The organism is Idiomarina fontislapidosi (assembly GCF_003226255.1).
Classification (GTDB): Bacteria; Pseudomonadota; Gammaproteobacteria; order Enterobacterales; family Alteromonadaceae; genus Idiomarina; species Idiomarina fontislapidosi.
The window spans coordinates 77,043-96,927 of the sequence record NZ_QJST01000006.1 but is presented as its reverse complement, the minus strand read 5'-3'; the positions used below and the strand labels follow the sequence as shown (position 1 = coordinate 96,927).

Genomic DNA, 19,885 nt, shown 5'->3' with positions numbered 1-19,885 from the left:
TAAGACTAAAAAAACAAGATGGAAGACATTTATGAATCGCAATGCTTCAAGGCTGAGCGCTCTTAAGCCCTTAGCTCGCGGATTTACTGTTGCGAGTTTCGCAACATTACTGACGCTTTCAGGTTGCTCGACGTTAACCTCTGATAAGGCAGCACAGAATCAGGCTGAATCGTCACAACAAGCCGAAGGTCAACTCACGCTGCAGGACATCTTTGCCAGCGATAAATTTAGTATTGATCGTCCAGCACCAACCCGTTGGTTAGAGGACGGCTCAGGTTACACGACCCTCGAGTCTTCAGAACAGGTTAAAGGGCGGGACATCGTCCGTTACCACCCAGAGACCAACGCACGAGACATCATGGTTTCAGCGCAGGCACTCACCCCAGAAGGTTGGGATCACGCGCTTGAAATCGCAGATTACCAGTGGTCTAACGACGGCAATAAAGTATTAATTTTTACTAACACAAAACGTAGCTGGCGTACCCACACGCTTGGCGACTATTGGGTGCTGAATCGTACAACAGGTGAACTACGTCAATTAGGTGGTGATGCACCTGAGTCAACGTTACAGTTTGCTAAGTTTAATCCACAAGGCACGAAAGTCGCTTATGTCATGCAGAACAACATTTATGTGCAAGACTTAGGGACATTTACGATTCAAGCATTAACGAATGATGGTAACGACACCATCGTTAACGGTACTTTTGACTGGGTGAACGAAGAAGAATTCTTCTTACGCGATGGTTTTCGCTGGAGCCCAGACGGTGAACACATTGCGTACTGGCAACTGGACACCGAAGGTACACCCACCTTCACCATGATCAATAACACCGACTCGCTGTACCCAACGTTAAAGCAATTCCCGTACCCTAAAGTCGGTGAAACCAACGCAGCGATGCGTATCGGTGTGATGCCAGTAGACGGCGGTAATACTACCTGGATGCAGTTGCCGGGTGATCCGCGCATGCATTATCTCGTGCGGATGGACTGGGCAGGCAACTCAAGCCAATTGCTAATTCAACAACTGACTCGCAAACAGGATGTTAATCGCGTTTATCTGAGCGACATCAACAATGGTCGTAGCCAAAAACTGTTGAGCGAAACGACCGACTCGTGGGCAGAATACGTTGATGACGTGAAGTTTTTAGATAACGGCCAATCATTTACTTGGTTAAGTGAGCGTTCAGGTTATCGTCACATTTATCGCGTAGAACGTGATACCGGTAAGATGACAACCATCACAAGGGGTAACTGGGATGTAGTTGAGGTATTACGCATTAATGAAAGCGATGGCTGGGTTTACTTTATCGCCTCGCCTGAAACACCATTAGAGCGTTACTTGTTCCGCGCTAAACTCGACGGTAGCAATGTACTTGAGCGCTTAACGCCGGCACAGCCTGGCACGCACAGTTACAGCGTCTCACAAGATGCCAAGTATGCTGAGCACACCTACAGTGACGTTAATCACGTTCCAGTAACTGAAATGGTTAGCCTACCTGACCACAAAGTGATTCGTACGGTGGTAGCTAATGAAAAAGCCCAGCAAGCCGTTGATGCGTTGAATCACAAGCCGCTTGAATTCTTCCGCGTTACAGCACGTGACGGATTAGAACTTGACGGTTACATCATGCGTCCAACAGACTTTGACCCTAACAAAAAGTACCCTATCTTGTTCTATGTTTACGGTGAACCTTGGGGTCAAACGGTTGCTAACCGTTGGGGCGGCTGGTTGTCGCTGTGGAACACCATGTTGACCCAACAAGGTTATATCGTTGCCTCAATCGATAATCGCGGAACTAAATCACCGCGAGGCTTCGACTGGCGCCGCTCGATTTACAAGAACCTAGGTGTTGTCACCGTGCGTGATCAGTACGACGCGCTACAAGAAATGGCAAAACGTTGGGATTACATTGATACCGACCGTGTTGGTATTTGGGGCCACAGTGGCGGCGGTTCGCAAACGCTTAACGCGTTATTCCGTTATCCTGAAGCCTACGATATGGGTATGGCACTCGCGCCAGTACCTGATCTCACGCTCTACGACACCATTTATCAGGAGCGTTACTCAGGGCTTTTGCCAGAATCAGCAGAACGTTACAAAGAAACTTCAGCCATCACGCATGCTGAAAACCTCGAAGGCGATTTGTTGTTGGTACACGGAACAGGCGACGACAACGTTCACTTCCAAGGCAGTGAACGCTTAGTCAACGAGCTGATTAAGTACAACAAGCAGTTCGAGTTCTTTGCCTATCCAAACCGTTCTCATGGTATTTACGAAGGCGAAGGCACGACCTTACACCTGCGCACCATGATGACTGAGTTTCTCAAGGAGAACCTGCCCGCAGGCGCTCGCTAACTGATCTTCCGATTAAGTTAATCGGTATTAACCACTTAAAAACCCCGTATCTTCATTGCATGATACGGGGTTTTTACTCATCATATGCGCATCATTGATTTGAGGAGTCTATTTTCATGAGCAGACATTATGACTATTTAGCTATCGGTGCAGGAAGCGGCGGTATCGCTTCTGCTAACCGTGCAGCCATTCGCGGCGCAAAATCAGCCGTTATCGAAGCCAACGCGGTCGGTGGAACCTGTGTCAACGTCGGTTGTGTACCGAAAAAAGTCATGTGGTATGGCGCTCATATTGCTGAGGCAGTGAAGTACTCGTCTGCCTATGGCTTTGAACTCGATCAAAAGGGCTTTGATTGGGCGACAATGGTAAAGAATCGTGAGGCTTACATCGAACGCATTCATGGTGGTTACCACCGTGGCTTTCAGGGTAACGGTGTTGAGTTTATCGAAGGGTTTGCCAAGTTTGTTGACCATCGCACCGTCGAGGTGAACGGTGAGAAAATTACCGCCGACCATATAACCATCGCCACCGGTGGTCGCCCAATGATTCCTGATGTGCCGGGTGCGGAGCATGGTATTGATTCAGACGGCTTTTTTGCCCTCACCGAGCAACCTAAAAAAGCCGCTGTCGTAGGAGCAGGCTACATTGCCGTTGAAATTGCCGGCGTTTTTCATGCGCTAGGTACTGATACACACTTACTTGTTCGACGCGATCGTCCACTGCGTTCGTTCGACCGCTACATCACCGATGGTCTGCTAGAACGTATGGAGCAAGACGGTCCGACGCTGCATACCGAAACAGTCGTGAAAGAAGTCGTTAAAGAACAAAACGGCACGCTGACGTTGCATTTCGAAAGCGGCGAAACAATGCGTGATGTCGACTGCCTGGTCTGGGCGATTGGTCGTGTCCCCGCAACCGATAAGATCAACCTAGAAGCAACGGGTGTTGAACTTGACGCGCAGGGCTTTATTAAAGTCGACAAGTTTCAAAATACCAGTGTACAAGGCATTTACGCGGTAGGCGACAACACGGGCGCAGCTGCGTTAACGCCTGTTGCGATTAAAGCCGGTCGTCAATTGGCCGAACGCTTATTTAACGATATGCCGAACGCCCATATGGATTATGAAAATATCCCGACCGTCGTATTCAGCCACCCCACCATCGGTACTGTAGGCTTAAGCGAAGAAGATGCCATCGTTAAATACGGTAAGAGCAATATCAAAGTGTATACTTCTTCTTTTGCTGCGATGTACAACGCCGTCACGCCACACCGCGCATTAAGTTACTTTAAGCTGGTGTGCTTTGGCAAAGAAGAGCGCGTAGTCGGTATTCACGGCATCGGCGAGGGTATGGATGAGATCCTGCAAGGGTTTGCCACCGCGATGAAGATGGGCGCAACCAAAGCTGATCTCGATTCAACCGTAGCATTGCACCCAACCAGCGCAGAAGAATTCGTAACCATGCGCTAGCACTGACGTAGCAACCGCTTGCTATACACCAGTAAGCGGTTGTTAAATTCTGTTACAAATTGCCCTGTATATTCGCACTTCTTTACTGCCAGAAAACCCGTATTTCTGTTTATTATTAAATGTCCCCTCAAACAGGAATACCAGAATCATGAAAAATTTATTTATGCTGTCTGCATTAACATCAGCCCTTATACTCGCTGGTTGTAGCAGTTCAGAAACGCAATCAAATAATGCACAGGTAGCCGCTCAGTCGCAGCAAGCGTTGACCGAACAAGTGATAAAAAGCCCCAACGACGAACGCGAATACCGTGTTGTTACCTTACCCAACCAGCTCGAAGTATTATTAGTCTCTGACCCCAATACCGAAAAGTCAGCAGCCTCGTTAAGCGTTGGTGTCGGCTTGTTGAAAGACCCGATGACACAGCAGGGTATGGCACATTATCTCGAGCACATGCTCTTTCTCGGCACCGATAAATATCCAGATACCAATGGTTACAGCGAGTTTATGAGTAACAATGGTGGGAGCCAAAATGCGTACACGTGGCTGGATATCACCAACTACATGTTCAAAGTGAACAACAACGCTTACGACGAAGCCCTTGACCGTTTCTCGGATTTTTTCAAAGCGCCCAAACTTTACGCAGAATACGCTGATAAAGAGAAAAATGCTGTCAATGCGGAGTGGTCGATGCGCCGTGAAATGGACTTCTTTGGCCAATTCAAACTTGCTCGTCAATTACTCGGTGAACACCCTGCAAACCGCTTTTTGATCGGTAATAACGAGACTCTGGGCGATAAAGAAGACAGCGCCTTACACGATGAGCTGGTTAAGTTTTATAATCAGTACTATTCAGCAAATATTATGAAAGTGGCGATGATCAGTAATGAGCCACTCGACCAAATGGAAACCTTAGCGAAGAAACACTTCGCAAGTATTGAAAACGATAATATTGAGCCGCCCGAGACAACGGATAAGATTGATTTTGCTGAAGCTGGCAAGAAGCGTATTCACTACGTACCGAACGAAGATGTGAAGCAACTGCGACTTGAGTTCATTATTAACAACAACCAAGATCAATTTGCTGCAAAGCCGAATCGTTTCGTGACGTATTTGCTGGGCTCTGAAATGCCTGGGACGCCAACAGAGCGCCTGAAGAGTATGGGACTTATTTCGAGCCTAAATGCGTCTGCCTCGCCAACTCAATATGGTAATTACGGCGCACTCACGCTTGATATCAACCTAACCGATGCCGGCATGCAGCACCGTGAAGATATCACCGCCCTCATCATGCAGTATATCAACATGATTAAAGAGCAAGGCGTTGATCAAAAGTACTTTAAGGAAATTCAAACGAGCTTAGCTAATAGCTTCCGTTTCTTAGAAAAGGGTGACGAATTTAGCTATGTGTCTTCGCTCGCTGAAGCCATGCAGAACTACCCAGCACAGTATGTGATCAGTGCACCTTATGAATACAAAGCGTTTGATGCAGCGGCGGTGAACGAGGTGCTAGACCAGTTAACACCGGAGCACCTGCGTGTATGGTACATCTCAAAAGATGAACCCCATGATCAAGCACTGAGTTTCTATGATGGAAAATATAAAGTGGCAGGCATCACAGATGCTGAAGTAGCCACTTGGTCAAATGAGCCTCAGGTCGCAATTAACCTGCCTAAGGTCAACACATTGTTACCTGAAAACTTTGACCTGAAAAGCAATGCTGATTTTGAGCAGCCTAAAATCGTCATCGAGGAGCCAGGTATCGAGGTATGGCAGTATCCGAGCCAAGTCTTCTCAGACCAACCTCGCGGCGTACTAACGACCATTATTAATAATCCAGATCCAGTCACTGACATTAAAAAGTCCGTATTATTAAGCTTGTGGCAAGATCTCTATAACCTGCGCGTTAGTGCCTTATCCACCGAGGCGAGCATCGCGGGCATGAATTTATCCCTCAACGATAGCCGTGGTTTAACTTTTAATATTTCAGGCTTTACCGACAAGCAACCCGAACTCATGCAACGTGCCTTGAACGAACTCACCTTCGACGTCGAGCCACAGGCGTTTGCTCAAGCTGTTGATAGGCTGGTACGCGGTATCAAGAATAAAGGGCAACAATTCCCACTGTACCAATCCTTTGATGCTTATGGACAGATCATTCGCGAAGGTCAGTTTGCCGATGAGCGCTTGATTGAAACAGCACAAAATGTGAAGCCTGCTGATTTAGCTGGCTACATGGACGAGTTATTAGCAAGTAACTCAATCAAAATGTTTGCCTTCGGCAACTACGATAAGGCGGATTTGCAGTTAGCCGTTAATGAGATTAAAGGCGTGTTACCGGCAAACAGAAATATCACTGAGTTCCGCACCGCGCGCTTTTGGAAACCCCAAGCAAATACATCGCTCGTATTGCGGAAAGACTTATCAGTGGCTGATGTAGGTATTGTAGACGCGCATATCAACGGTACACCGAGTTTTGCAACGCAAGCGGCAGCAACCGTATTGCAGGGGCATTTCCGCACCGAAGCATTTGATACGCTGCGCACCGAAGAACAACTTGCCTATGCCGTGGGCACGTTTGCACCGCAGCTGGATCGCTACACGGGCTTTGGACTTTATATACAAACACCGGTTAAAAACGTTGCCGACATGCAAGCACGCTTTGAGTCCTTTAAACAGGAGTATTGGGAGACACTGCAAAACTTGGAGCCAGCAACCTTCGAACAGTTAAAAGCGAGCACATTAGTCACTTTGAATGAGCCGCCGAAAAATCTGACAGAGGAGCTCCAGCCGGTTATCAGCGATTGGTATTTAGACCGCTACAACTTCGACACTAAGCAACAACTTATTGACGCTGTCGAGCAAGTGACGTTGGACGATGCAAAGCAGTTCTACCAAGACACAATGCTTAATGATAACAGCGCTCGTATCTCGGTACAGCTGCGCGGTGAAAAGTTCCAAGACGCCGACTTTGCTGACTTACCGGATCAGTTGGTCATTGATGATTTGGCGAAGTTTCACCAAGAGATGCCTAAGCAGTAATCAAACGTTGATTAAAAAAGTAAAAGGCGCCGTTAGGCGCCTTTTTTACAACCACCTAAATCAATAGGCAGAGGTTGGGAACTCGGTATCTTCGTTACTTATTCGCTCGCAGCTTTAACGCACTTGGAAAGCCTGTTGCTGCCAGCCCACTGACACGAAACTGCTCCCGTACTTGTGACACGACTCCTTGAGCATCACGTGCCAACATCGCCTGGTTGGTTAATACCAAGTCATGCATCATGCGTTGTTGTGTTAATCGCACACTGCCTCGGATCGTGTCGTGATAACCTGTTTGGCTCGGCGTTACGGTATAACGCTGCATCACGTTCGACTGCACTGCCGCTTGTTCAGTATTCATTTCTGTATTTGCCATGACATTCGCTGATACGACTAAGCCAGCGACCATCCACATTAACCGTTTCATAATCTTGACTCCTAATCTTGAGGCTTACCTAATGAGTCGTGCTCACTAAAGCAAAGGTTGCATCACCGTAAAATTATTTTTGTTATGCACTAACTATAGTCAGTCATGTGTGTATTTGGGTGTCAAAGTGATGTCGATTTGTAAATGATTGGATCAAACCCTGCGCTTTATTACAGCAATGATGAAATTTTTCGAACACAGCATCCGAATTGGTTATTTTTTCGTCTAATAGTAGAGTGCCCTAATCACGAGGACGAAAACATGGCTAACAGCAATCACTCACAATGGGATTCACATCCTGATATTGGACCGCAGCCTGCTTGTACCGGAGCTGATTTAGATAATGAGACGGGTTTTTGGGAGCGTCATCGCCCAATCGATCCCTTCATTGAACAGAAGGAATCCGACAGCGTTGACGATCAACAGGAATAAAAAAAGGGAGTGCGATGCACTCCCTTTTTATTCTTATCAACTGCTCACGTATTAAACAACGCCTTGTTCAATCATCGCATCCGCGACTTTCTTAAAGCCGGCTATGTTAGCACCTAAAACAAGGTTATCTGGTTCACCAAACTGCTCAGCAGTGCGTTTACAATCTGAGTAAATGGTCTTCATAATATCCTGCAACTTGCGATCGACTTCATCGAACGACCATTGCTGCATACTCGCATTTTGTGCCATTTCTAATTGGCTCGTTGCCACACCGCCGGCATTTGCCGCTTTGCCTGGCCCATACCCGATTTTTTGCTCAATAAAGAAATCAGCCGCGGCGGGAGTCGATGGCATATTCGCACCTTCAACAACTGCCAAGCAGCCGTTTTCTGCTAAGGCGTGTGCATCTTGTTCGGTCAGCTCATTTTGTGTTGCGCAAGGAAAAGCGATATCCGCTTGATAGCGCCACACACTGTGACCATTCTCAGGGTAGTCCTCACGCGCAATGTATTCGGCATCATCGTGAGTGTCGAGATAAGTCTTTAAGCGATCATGGTTTTCTTCTTTGATTTGTTTGACCAAATCTAAATCAATACCAGACTCATGGTAGATCATGCCACTTGAATCACTACAGGTGATAGGTTTAGCACCTAACTCATATAGCTTCTCCATAGCGTAAATCGCGACGTTACCCGAGCCGGATACAAGACAACGCTTATCACTGAGCTTTTCGCCTAAATCACTCAATAAGCATTGAGCAAAATACACCGCGCCATATCCAGTGGCTTGTTTACGCGCATGAGACCCGCCCCAGCGTAAACTTTTACCGGTAAGAACACCTTCGTAACGGTTCTTAAGTCGTTTATATTGCCCAAACATATAGCCAATCTCGCGCGTTCCGACACCGATATCACCGGCTGGAACGTCAGTATGCGGACCAATATGGCGTTGTAGTTCGGTCATAAAGGACTGACAAAAACGCATGATTTCAGCGTCCGACTTGCCTTTAGGGTCAAAGTTAGAGCCGCCTTTGCCACCGCCTATGGGCAAACCGGTAAGCGCATTTTTAAAAATCTGTTCAAATCCGAGAAACTTAATAATGCCAGCGTTGACCGATGGGTGAAATCGCAGTCCCCCCTTATAAGGCCCTAATGCCGAATTGAATTCGATCCGGTAGCCCTTATTTACGTGAACTTGTCCACTGTCATCTTGCCATGGCACGCGAAACATGATTTGTCGCTCGGGTTCTACAAGCCGCTCAATGATCGCCTGTTGGCGATACTTTGGATGCTCTTCCAATAAGGGTTCAATAGACTCCAGCACCTCTTCTACCGCTTGATAAAACTCATTTTGCGCAGGTGAGGTGCGCTTCAACATATCGATTGTTTCTTTTACGTAGCTCATGCGTTCCTTCTCGTTTCTCTAAGATACATAATAAGTAACCTTTCCATGGTATTTTGGATCGCTTATTGATCCTCGAACGCTGAATATTCATCCACATAGTCGCGCTGTCGCAAGATTTTTGCATGGGGATCCAACACAACGTGAGCATCTGAGGATTCAAGTTTCACTGTATTGGGCGTCTTTGACACCTCAATGGTTTTCAACCCATCCCCTACACGCACCTCAACAGGCATACTAAATGGCGCGTTCGCCGCAGACTTAAAGTATAGCGTAAGTTGATCACCATCACGCTCCGACACAAGTTCCGGTAATTCAGCCTGGTACACATAGTGTTCAAAAAACCACGTCATGTCTTCACCGACTTCGGCATTGACCGCGTCGATAAAGTATTGAGTATCGGCAAAGTGGGGTTTGAAATTGCCAGGCTCTGGGTTCGTTGTTCCGTAAACGAGTTTTCGCGTTGCGGCAAAGAACGCCTCATCACCTATAAGGTGGCGTAATGTATGTAGAATCCAAGCACCCTTTTGATAAATATCACTGCCTGGCCCTCGGTCAGCTTTGTAAACATCGTCTTCGGCCATCGGTTGATTCGAAACAATCGGATGCTCATTTCTAATACCAATACGTTGGTCGTACATCATCGTGTTATACAGTGCATCGCCATGGAGGTATTGGCCATAGAGCGGTTGCATGTAAGTGCCAAAACCCTCGTGAAGCCACATATGATCCCAATCCGTATTGGTGATTTGATTACCAAACCACTCGTGCGCCAGCTCGTGTTGTAATAACCAGTCAAAGTCATATTTACCCGGCTTGTAGTCTTGCCCATACGCATTAATCGTTTGATGCTCCATACCTAAATGAGGGGTTTGTACCACACCCATTTTTTCGGCATAGAAGGGGTAAGGACCGATAACACGTTCGTAAAACTCAAGCTGCTTCGGGAACTCAGCAAACAGACGCTCAGCCTGCTCTTTCTGACCTCGTAAGTAATAAAACACCAGAGGGTATTCATGGCCATAGCGACTCTCATAGGTCGCTTCTAGTTTGTCGTAGGGTCCAATATTTAGTGCGATACCATAGTTGTTTTGCGACTGCTCGCTGCGCCAATGATACTCACTCCACGTGCTTCCCTCGGTGGTGTTAATTAAACGCCCGTTGCTCGCCGCCACAAGACCCTTTGGTACCCGAATGCGAATATCTGTTTGTTGTGGTTCAAATTGCGGGTGATCAAGGCAAGGCCAAATTAAATCGCAGCCTTCCCCTTGCACGGCAGTCGCAATCCAAGGTTCACCGGAATCAGTTTCTGACCACACATATCCGCCATCCCAAGGCGCTCGCTCGGCAACATGAGGTTGACCCGTGTAAGCAATAGTCACGTTGAATGACTGTTCTACCTTTATATCGTCGGGTAGCGGAATACGTATTTCGCCTTTTGTGTGCTCAAAACTGTTGACCCTCGTGCCTGCAACAGCAAGCGAGGTGATGTCATAATTATTATCTAAATCAAGAAGTAAGCGCTGTTGCGGCTGACTTAATGATAATGTCAGTGTGGTCTCACCGGTAACTGATTTCGAGTCTGGATGAATATCAAAAAACAAGTCCGCGCGTTCTAACTCGACGTGCTTTTGCAACGGCTTTAATGCGCCACCCGTTTCGAGTGTTTGGGCTAATGTTGATGGCGCTTGAGTAGAAGACGAACAACCTGAAAGGGTTAGCACGCCGAGTAATCCCAACGAGCACGCGGCTGTGAAATATTTGGTAACCATAATCGACCTATTTATTGTTTTAATAGCTATACATTAGCCTGTATGGTAGAGGACAGATAGTTCATTAGTCGCTCAAAATACGGTACTGACAGAAAATAAATAGCAAAGATCAAAAATTTCTGTTCTGCATGCGATAATCTGTTAACTTGCTGTTTTGGATTAAAAAGTAAAAAAGCTGAACGATAAGAGAGATTCGCTTTGCTAAAGGCATTACTCAAACACGCGTCAACCTCAGTCGTACAAACGGCCGCTTTTTCATGCTTGCTGTTCGGCTTATTTGGCTTTTTTAACTACCTCTTTTTAGAACCATCAGCACGCATCAACTCGGCGAGTCTCTCACTCAGTGCCGCCGCTTTGTGTATCGGTGCCGCACTCATTGGTCAACAAACACATCGCTTTTGGTTGACTCGGCTAGCTGGACTGGGATTGCTATGCACTGGCCTATTCGCCCTTAATGCAACCGACCTGCAATTACCACTGTTTCTACCATCATGCTGCTTTTTACTTGCGGCAGTGTTTCTTGCGACGGGCCAGAACCATATAAATCGCATCGTGTGGAAAGCCGTTGGCAGTATTTTTATACTCGTTTCAATCGTTAGCTTTGGTATCACTTGGCTCGGTTTGCCGACGTCACCCCTGATACAAAACCCCATTGCGTTTTCGGCAGCCACCATCGTCGGTCTATTAACCGGTTTAGGCATGGTCTTTTACTGTTTTAATCAAGCAGCGCAAAACCGCTCTAAGCTATCAGTCGCATGCCTTATTTTTGCTTTGAGTGCGACGATCGGCATTTGGTTTGCTCAGTCCAATACCGATATTAGTGAAATTCGTAGTCGCGGTGAGGTTAACCTAACACAGTCTGCTGATGTGATTAGCCAACGTCTTAAATCGCAATTTGAAGCTCTTACACGGCTTTATCGGCGTTGGAGCGAGTTACCTCCCAGCTCCGTAGCGCAAATTATCGGCATCGACACAGAAGACTACACCCGTGATTTTTCGCTGATTCAGTGGATGGGGATTTATAGTCATGATCAAAACTTGGTCCATAGCCCAACCAACCTCTCAAACATTGACGAAGAGATAATCAACCAGCCATCCATCAAACAATGGCGCGCTAATAACGTCACACAAGTGAGTCGAGTTATCTCGGCTTATTCACTCAAACAAGGTGTGCCGCGGTTGATCTTGAGCTATCCAATTACCAACGCAATGGGCGACTTTAATCAGTTGATCGTGGTTTTGGACATAAAGGATTTAATGCGAGTAGAGCGCATTCCTTACTTAGATATTTTTGATAGTTATGTCGAATTATCAGAGGATTATCTACTGCCGATCAGCAGTGAATCATTTGATGTCATCTCATTAAGCGAGCTGAACGGCCAGCACGCCTTTAAGGTGTCAGCATCCTCATCGGTTTTAGGTCAACCTATTACACTGCACGCTGTTATCTCCGATCCAACGGTATTTTGGCAAGCCGCACGTGTAAACCAGACCATCTTAATCGCGGGTATTCTTTTGGCCTTTTTGTTGTTGGAGTCTATTGAAAGCAATCGCAAACTCACGGAGCAACAAGGACAACTGATTCAAATGGCTAACTTTGATTCAGTTACTCAACTCATGCGTCGTGATGTATTAGAGCGACATATCAACCAATGGTTGTTAGCGCATTCGTCCGACGCCCACATATTGTTTATTGATTTAGATGGCTTTAAACCGATCAACGACAGTTTGGGGTTACATACTGGTAATGAGTTACTTAAACACGTCGCGAGCCGTTTATCTAACACAATCCCTTCATCAGCGTTATTATCACGTTTTAGTAGTGATGAGTTTATTCTATTTCTTCCAGAGTCCGATGCGGCTACATCACGTCGCGTTGCCCACGAGCTGCTCGAATCACTACAGAAGAAGTTCGAGATTGAGAACATCGATCTCTATTTAACAGCCAGCATTGGTATTGCTTCGCGGGAACTACATGTCACCTCGGCAGAGGCGTTTATTCAAAATGCAGATGTCGCGATGACGAAAGCAAAAGAGTTCGGCGGCAACGCATATGCATTCTTTACCCAAGCCATGGGATTAAAATATCAGTCAGATTTAACCTTACGGAACCAACTTCAAGTCGCAATTGAGAACCGCCGATTAGAGGTCTTTTACCAACCTTTCGTGGATTTAAAAAGCGAACAAATTATTGGCGTCGAGGCGCTTGCTCGTTGGCGAGACAATGAAGGAAACTGGGTGCCTCCTGATGTATTTATTCCACTTGCTGAGCATACCGGTCAAATCATGCCGTTGTCGGCGCTCATATTAGAAAAGGCGATCAGTGAAATAGCTCAATATATCGCTCATCCCAACTTTGTTTTGTCGATTAACCTATCGCCAAAACAACTTCAGAGCGGTCACCTTATCAACCAAGTAACAGAGCTTGCCCAGCAATACAAGATACCCTTTGGCAAATTGCAGTTTGAGCTGACCGAAACGATGATCGTCGACGACGCAAAATCAGCCTTTAAACAGTTAGCCGAACTGCGAACGCTTGGTTGCAAAATCGCAATAGATGACTTTGGAACAGGCTACTCATCGCTTTCATATTTAAATGACTTACCCGCTGATATCATCAAAATTGATCGTAGCTTTACGCGCCGTGTCCTTACTGACAGTGCCTCACACCCGGTGACCGAGGCGGTAATTTCTATGGCGCTAGGAATGAATAAATCAATTACTGTTGAAGGTATTGAGCGAGCAGAAGAAGCTGAGTATTTTGCTAAACGAAGCTGCCAAGCGGCGCAGGGCTTTTACTATTATCGCCCCATGCCCCTTGAGCAGTTAATTGAAGTGATTGAGCAAGAAACTACTTAATACGCTCTATTTTCAAGCGTTTGTTAACACCTTCGCGAGCCAAGTAAAACGAGTTAAACATGCCACGCTCAACAAAGTAGTTGGCACCCTCTTGCCACGGAAAGTAGCTATCTGAACCTTCTTGTTTCCACACTTGGCCGTTATCAAAAGTGAGTATCCACTTACCGTATGCATCCTCATCACGCGCAGTAATGGTCACCGACATACGCTCATCTTTTTTCAATTGCTTATGTTCTAAACCGAAATCCGAGTTACCCTTACGCTCACGCTCAACTTTCTCTTTCATCTTCGTTGCGGGAACGGGTTTCTTGTCCTGTTCATTCAATCGGTCATAACACATCAGTCGCTCTTGATCGTCATTGATGACCGCACAGTCGCGATAGGACTGCTGTGCCATCAGCGACGAAGAAGCTAGGGTCGACATCAGTACAACCATACCCATTGCGATTACATGTTTCATAAATCCTCTCAATATTTGATAGTTAGGGTGTCACCCTTTTGTATCAGCTCCATTTGCTTTAACGCACTCATGCCGAGCAAGATCACATCTTCCTCTAAACCGGGCGTAATTGATGCATCCACGTTATTCAGTGTAATTCCACCCAGGGTTAAGCTATTCAGGTGTGTCCGATAGGTAATAACTCGACCATTGGCGGTCGCTGAGATACCCTGGCGCCCCCTCACTAAACCCAGTCGATCGGCCACTTGTTGAGGAATCGCTACCAGAGTTGCGCCAGTATCTAAAAGAAACGTGACACGTTGCCCGTTAATTTCGCCATCAACGACATAGTGCCCCATTCGGTTCTGCGTGAGCTCGACGACCGTCTGATCACCAACCCGCTGCGACATGACCTCTTGGTTAGGATTGAACTGCTGTTCGAGTTTATCTTGAAAAAACCAAACAAGGAGCGCGAGTGCGAGGCCCCACGCTATAAAGCTAAATGTTTTACCAAAACCTTGAGTGCTACTCATGCTTGACTCAATTCGCCGTGTTTCGCTGTACCTTATCAGCTTCGCGCTGTCGTGTCGCGAGCGCTTCAGCTTGTTGTTGAGGTATCGTCCAGCCGCTGAGGTTATCTTTAATGAGGCTAACCAGCGCTGAGATATGTTCCTCATCGGCATTCAGTGCACTGATATACTCGTAACGCTCACCACCACTTTCCATGAAGTACTCGCGATTCTCTTCACCAATTTCTTCAATCGTTTCTAAACAATCGGATGAGAAACCAGGACATACCACCTGAACCGACTTCACTGATTGCTTAGGCAACGCTTTTAACGTCTCATCGGTGTATGGCTTTAACCATTCTTCACGACCAAAACGCGATTGAAACGTTGTCATGTATTCATTCTCGGATAAGCCTAAACGCTCGGCAACTAAGCGCGTCGTTTTGTAGCACTCACAGTGGTAGGGGTCAGCGTTTTTGAGGTAGCGCAACGGCACACCGTGATAAGAAAATATTAATTTGTCGGCGCGACCGTGTGACGCCCAGTGACGCTCTATTTTATTAACCAACGCAGTAATAAAAGGGTCGTAGTCATGGTAGTGCGAAATGAATCGAAATTCAGGCAACCAGCGGCGCTGCGTGAAATCATTGGCAATTGCATCAAAGGTTGAGCCTACCGTCGAAGCCGAATACTGCGGATAAAGCGGAAGCACGAGCAATTTGCGTACACCCGCACGCATCATTCTGTCCAGCGCTGCCTGTATTGACGGTTTACCGTAGCGCATCGCGTAATCGACCACGACATGCTCACCGAAATCCTGTGTCAGCGCCTGTTGCACAGCAGCGGCTTGATCCTCGGTATGATAGAGCAAAGGCGAGCCACGATCAGTCCATACCGTTGAATAAGCCTCGGCTGATCGTTTAGGTCTGACATTCAAAATGATGCCATTCAGAATAATTTTCCATAGCCAACGTGGGAACTCAACGACGCGCGGATCCGATAAGAACTCTTTTAGATAAGGCTTTAAAGCTGCCTTAGTCGGCGCATCCGGCGTACCGAGGTTGGTCAACAATACACCGACTTTATCTGCTTGCTGATGCGAAAATGCTGTATTACCGCGATAATTCATTAAGAGGAACACCTTATTAACTTTATTCTAGGCTTAGTTTACGAAATTTTTCGACTTTACGATCCACTAAATTCCAATTTAAGCAGTATAACGATACGATTAAGCTAATCGAGTAAAAAGGGATATCTTAAGTGGCCAACGAACACATGCCTGAGCAGCAAGTCAAACCGAATGATAAAAAGGCGAACAAATGGTTTCAAAAGCTCGTCGACTCTCCTCATGCATTAATACTGCTATTCTTTTTCTCGGCGCTAGAAGCCACCATCATACCGATCCCTCTTGAACTGATACTCGTGCCTTACATGTTAATGGAGCGCAAGCGCATCTGGTTGATCGCATCCGTTGCGTTGGCAGGATGTTTGACAGGCGCAACAGTCGGCTATTTTGTTGGGCAGGTGTTTATGGATACCGCCGGCGCTTGGGCGATTAGTTACTTGGGGTTAGAAAGCTCGTTTGAACAGTTTAAAAATACACTCGATAGCCAAGGGTTCTGGGCTGTTTTTCTTGTCGGTGTTACACCTGTTCCGTTCCAAACTGCAATGCTCGCAGCAGGCGCAGTCGATTACTCGTTTGTCATGTTTATGATTGCCTCAGGCCTTTCTCGGGGGATTCGTTACTACGGCCTTGCAGTTCTCGCGCTGTGGTTAGGCCCATACGCGCAGGAGTGGTGGCAAAAACATGCAGTTAAGCTCGGCTGGGGGGTTGTACTTATCGCCGCAATGGTTATTATCGGCGTTCAACTCGTATAGGTATTCATCCATGTTTTTGCTGATTGTATTTGCTTTTGTTGCTATTGGTATATCCTTTGTATGCTCAATGCTAGAGGCGTCCCTACTCTCTATTACGCCTAGCTACATCGCTGGCCTAAAAGAAGAACACCCAAAGTTGCACAAGCAACTTTCTAAACTCAAACAAACGATTGATCGCCCTCTTGCAGCAATTCTTACGCTTAACACAATCGCTCATACCGCGGGTGCAGCCGGGGTCGGCGCGCAAGTAGGTGTTGTATTTGGTGATGGCTACCTCGGCGCCGCCAGCGCAGTGATGACCCTGCTCATCTTGGTGTTGTCGGAGATTATTCCAAAAACCATTGGCGCCAAGTTTTGGCGCTCATTAGCGCCACTTTTACCAGGTATCCTGAACTTCCTAATTGGCAGCCTCAAGCCGTTTATTTGGCTCTCTGATCAAATTACTAAACGAATTGGTGCGAATGAGGCAGATATTGATGTTCGCTCAGAAATCAAAGCCATGGCGACGATGGGCCTTGAACAGCAAGCATTAGATGAAGACGAGCGTCGGGTGATTTGGAATATATTAGATTTACACGATATTCGTGTAAAACAGGTCATGACTCCACGCACCGTATGCGAGACAGTGCGTCCTGATATGACCATTAGCGAGTTCTACAAGCACACTAAGCAACTCCCTTTTTCTAGGTTCCCAGTCATTGATGCTGAAGAAGAGCCCCATGGTATCTTATTCCGCAGCGATGCGCTCGAGGCAGACCCAGATACCACCTTGGCCGAACTCACCCGTCCTGTTGAAATTGTTACCGAGACGGTCAGTGTCGAGGCATTAATGGCGCACTTACTACAAGAGCGCCAGCACATGTGCTTAGTGTACGACGAGCACGGCAGTTGGTTGGGTCTGATTACCTTAGAGGATATTATCGAAACTATCCTAGGTACACCCATCATGGATGAAACCGACAACATTGCGAGCCTACGTCGTTACGCCAGACAACGGTGGGATAAACGTTTAAAAAGCAGTCCAAAGCAAACGCAGGGCGAGTAACGTAATCACCCATTTAAATAAGCGGTCAAAATGCTGGTTGGAGATCGTCTTCAACCAGCGCAAACCAATTAGAGTCCCCAGCAAGCCAGCAATGATCATGCAAATAATCAATAACCACCATTGCTCAAACACAAATCCTTGCGCACTGAACACAATCGCTTTAGGTGCATGTTGCATGGTCATGACTGCAGCAAATGTCGCCACGACGGTATGTCGCTGATCAAAGCGTGCTTTAATAAAGCTTGCCACAACAGGTCCTGAAGCCCCCACAAACAACGAGATAAAGCCACATAACACCGCACCCAGAGCGAGACCTATACGCCCCAATACCAGCTTAGGCAGTGCCGGTCCCCAGGTTAGAAAAAGCAAGAAGCTCGCAATACTCAACTGCAACCAGTGTTGGGGCAACTGAAGCAGCACCAAACTGCCAACTAATGTGCCAGCTAAGCCAAAGGGGACGAACCAAAACACCGTCGGCCAATCGATATGACGCCATGTCAGAACCGATCGCCCGACATTCGATCCCATTTGCACAAAGCCGTGTACCGGAATAATCGCATGGGACGGCAGCACCGATGCTAATACGGCAATCAACACGGCCCCGCCACCTGCACCCGCAACGGCACTCAGCAACGAAGTCAAAAACGAAAGAGCAATCAGTAAAGCAAACCAAATGTTATCAACGCCCAATCCATTCTCCCCTACACACACCGCACTAATTTGGTTATAATCCGCCCGATTTTAACGCTCCGGATTTGCGATCCGACCTGCTGAAAAAGGAAGTAACTATGTATATTTGTGCAGCTTTATATAAATTTGTTGAACTCAACGATTATGAAGCCCTACGCGAACCACTTTATCAAGTCATGTTAAAAAACGATGTCAAAGGTACCCTTTTGCTCGCTCGTGAGGGCATTAATGGGACTATCTGCGGCACACGCGAAGGCATCGACAATGTATTAGCTCATATCAACGCTGATGAGCGCCTCGCTGGTATTGAGCATAAAGAGTCACCCAGCGATGAACAAGCTTTCTACCGCACTAAGGTGAAACTAAAAAGTGAAATTGTCACCATGGGTGTCGACTGGGTCGATCCAAAGAACACCGTAGGCACTTATGTTGAACCTGAACAGTGGAACGACCTTATTTCTGACCCTGAAGTGCTTCTGATTGATACGCGTAACGAATACGAGTACGCCGTTGGCACCTTCAAAGGTTCGGTAAATCCAAAAACAGAAACGTTCCGCGAGTTTCCTGAATACGTTAAGCAACACCTAGATCCTAGTAAGCACAAAAAAGTAGCCATGTTTTGTACCGGTGGTATTCGCTGCGAAAAGTCGACAGCGTATTTAAAAGAACAGGGGTTCGATGAGGTCTATCATTTAAAGGGTGGCATCCTCAAATACTTAGAAATGGTACCCGAAGAGACCAGTTTATGGGACGGTGAATGCTTTGTGTTCGACCAGCGCGTCACAGTCAAGCATGGTCTAGAGCAAGGTGAGTATGACCAATGCTATGCCTGCCGAATGCCTATCACAGAGCAAGAAAAGCAGTCTGAACATTACGTGAAGGGTGTCAGTTGTCCGCATTGCTACAACAAAACCACTGACGAACAGAAAGCGCGGTATGCTGAACGCGAACGACAAATCCAGTTAGCCAAGCAACGCGGTGAAGAACATATTCGCGATGGCAAACGCGATGCCACACTACAAAACTGATCGTAATTGCGCTAGATTCGTATCAGTTCAACAGCATCGTATTTACTGGAGGTAAGTCATGAAGCAATTAAAAGTCATTGGTTTAGATGAGAAGAAAGCTGAACAGTTAGCCGATAAACTCAACGAGTTGTTGTCAAACTATCAAATTTTCTACATGAACGTGCGCGGTTTTCACTGGAATATCAAAGGTGAGCGCTTTTTTGAATTGCACGCAAAATTTGAAGAGACATACGACGATTTGTTGTTGAAAATTGATGAAATCGCAGAGCGTATTTTAACCTTGGGCCAACGTCCGATGCATGCTTACTCGACTTACATCAGAACCAGTGACATCGAAGAAGTCAAAGATGTTCATGATGGTCGCGCGTGTGTTGCCAACATCCTTGATAGCTATCAAACGACAATTCGCTTACAACGCGAAATTCAAGATTTGGCCAATGAAGCAAGCGATGAGGGAACCTCAGCGTTAATGAGTGATTATATCCGCGAGCAAGAGAAAACAGCGTGGATGCTAACCTCATATTTAAACGACTAATTCGTAGT

The 19,885-nt window shown here is 46.7% G+C and carries 16 protein-coding genes; 9 read left to right on the top strand and 7 right to left on the bottom strand.

From position 1 onward, the window contains the following. Positions 1 to 31: 31 nt before the first annotated feature. The 3 genes from DFP83_RS07915 (at position 32) to DFP83_RS07905 (ending at position 6,865) form a co-directional block, all read left to right on the top strand. Positions 32 to 2,356 (top strand): S9 family peptidase, encoded by a 2,325-nt coding sequence (locus tag DFP83_RS07915; protein ID WP_110574588.1) that lies wholly within the window; start codon positions 32 to 34, stop codon positions 2,354 to 2,356. Between the two features lie 116 nt (positions 2,357 to 2,472). Beyond that, positions 2,473 to 3,825 carry a glutathione-disulfide reductase gene (gene gorA, locus DFP83_RS07910; RefSeq protein WP_110574586.1) on the top strand — a complete coding sequence of 451 codons (1,353 nt, stop codon included), beginning with the start codon at positions 2,473 to 2,475 and terminating at the stop codon, positions 3,823 to 3,825. Positions 3,826 to 3,973: 148 nt separating this feature from the next. After that, positions 3,974 to 6,865, top strand: a complete 2,892-nt coding sequence (locus DFP83_RS07905) for an insulinase family protein (RefSeq protein WP_110574584.1) — start codon at positions 3,974 to 3,976, stop codon at positions 6,863 to 6,865. 94 nt (positions 6,866 to 6,959) lie between these two features. Here the strand turns inward: DFP83_RS07905 and DFP83_RS07900 are convergent, their stop codons facing one another. Beyond that, on the bottom strand, positions 6,960 to 7,289 hold the full coding sequence (locus DFP83_RS07900) for a hypothetical protein (protein WP_110574582.1): 330 nt from the start codon (positions 7,287 to 7,289) through the stop codon (positions 6,960 to 6,962). A 261-nt stretch (positions 7,290 to 7,550) separates the two neighbouring features. Between DFP83_RS07900 and DFP83_RS13535 the strand changes: the two genes are divergently transcribed. Beyond that, the gene (locus DFP83_RS13535; RefSeq protein ID WP_157981525.1) at positions 7,551 to 7,721 is read left to right on the top strand and encodes a hypothetical protein; all 171 of its coding nucleotides are present in this window, start codon (positions 7,551 to 7,553) and stop codon (positions 7,719 to 7,721) included. A 51-nt stretch (positions 7,722 to 7,772) separates the two neighbouring features. Here DFP83_RS13535 and gdhA read toward each other — a convergent pair whose 3' ends face one another. Further along, positions 7,773 to 9,125 carry an NADP-specific glutamate dehydrogenase gene (gene gdhA, locus DFP83_RS07890; RefSeq protein WP_110574578.1) on the bottom strand — a complete coding sequence of 451 codons (1,353 nt, stop codon included), beginning with the start codon at positions 9,123 to 9,125 and terminating at the stop codon, positions 7,773 to 7,775. Positions 9,126 to 9,187: 62 nt separating this feature from the next. Beyond that, a complete protein-coding gene (locus DFP83_RS07885; RefSeq protein ID WP_110574576.1) occupies positions 9,188 to 10,894 on the bottom strand; it encodes a M1 family metallopeptidase in 1,707 nt (568 codons plus the stop codon). Positions 10,895 to 11,092: 198 nt separating this feature from the next. On the opposite strand from DFP83_RS07885, the gene DFP83_RS07880 reads away from it, so the two are divergent. Continuing rightward, entirely contained in the window at positions 11,093 to 13,753 is a 2,661-nt protein-coding gene (locus DFP83_RS07880) for an EAL domain-containing protein (protein WP_110574574.1), read from the top strand. Here DFP83_RS07880 and DFP83_RS07875 read toward each other — a convergent pair. Genes DFP83_RS07875 through hemH form a run of 3 tightly spaced genes read right to left on the bottom strand, consistent with a single transcriptional unit; the run spans position 13,746 to position 15,830 of the window. Further along, positions 13,746 to 14,213, bottom strand: coding sequence for a hypothetical protein (locus DFP83_RS07875; RefSeq protein WP_110574572.1), 468 nt, complete (start codon positions 14,211 to 14,213; stop codon positions 13,746 to 13,748). The two genes, DFP83_RS07880 and DFP83_RS07875, sit on opposite strands and share 8 nt — an antisense overlap. An 8-nt stretch (positions 14,214 to 14,221) precedes the next feature. Continuing rightward, the gene (locus tag DFP83_RS07870) at positions 14,222 to 14,725 is read right to left on the bottom strand and encodes a retropepsin-like aspartic protease family protein (protein ID WP_110574570.1); all 504 of its coding nucleotides are present in this window, start codon (positions 14,723 to 14,725) and stop codon (positions 14,222 to 14,224) included. A 7-nt stretch (positions 14,726 to 14,732) separates the two neighbouring features. Further along, positions 14,733 to 15,830 carry a ferrochelatase gene (hemH, locus tag DFP83_RS07865; RefSeq protein WP_110574568.1) on the bottom strand — a complete coding sequence of 366 codons (1,098 nt, stop codon included), beginning with the start codon at positions 15,828 to 15,830 and terminating at the stop codon, positions 14,733 to 14,735. Positions 15,831 to 15,961: 131 nt separating this feature from the next. On the opposite strand from hemH, the gene DFP83_RS07860 reads away from it, so the two are divergent. Then, on the top strand, positions 15,962 to 16,579 hold the full coding sequence (locus DFP83_RS07860; RefSeq protein WP_110574567.1) for a YqaA family protein: 618 nt from the start codon (positions 15,962 to 15,964) through the stop codon (positions 16,577 to 16,579). Between the two features lie 10 nt (positions 16,580 to 16,589). Further along, positions 16,590 to 17,624, top strand: coding sequence for a CNNM domain-containing protein (locus tag DFP83_RS07855; RefSeq protein WP_110574565.1), 1,035 nt, complete (start codon positions 16,590 to 16,592; stop codon positions 17,622 to 17,624). On the opposite strand, the gene DFP83_RS07850 is transcribed toward DFP83_RS07855, so the two are convergent. Then, positions 17,589 to 18,314, bottom strand: a complete 726-nt coding sequence (locus DFP83_RS07850) for a sulfite exporter TauE/SafE family protein (RefSeq protein WP_110574563.1) — start codon at positions 18,312 to 18,314, stop codon at positions 17,589 to 17,591. The two genes, DFP83_RS07855 and DFP83_RS07850, sit on opposite strands and share 36 nt — an antisense overlap. Positions 18,315 to 18,412: 98 nt before the next feature. Between DFP83_RS07850 and trhO the strand changes: the two genes are divergently transcribed. Both trhO and DFP83_RS07840 read left to right on the top strand, forming a co-directional pair. Continuing rightward, complete coding sequence (gene trhO / locus DFP83_RS07845; RefSeq protein ID WP_110574561.1) at positions 18,413 to 19,342, top strand: oxygen-dependent tRNA uridine(34) hydroxylase TrhO; 930 nt, start codon at positions 18,413 to 18,415, stop codon at positions 19,340 to 19,342. 58 nt (positions 19,343 to 19,400) lie between these two features. Then, entirely contained in the window at positions 19,401 to 19,877 is a 477-nt protein-coding gene (locus tag DFP83_RS07840) for a Dps family protein (protein WP_110574559.1), read from the top strand. The last annotated feature ends 8 nt before the right edge of the window (positions 19,878 to 19,885 follow it).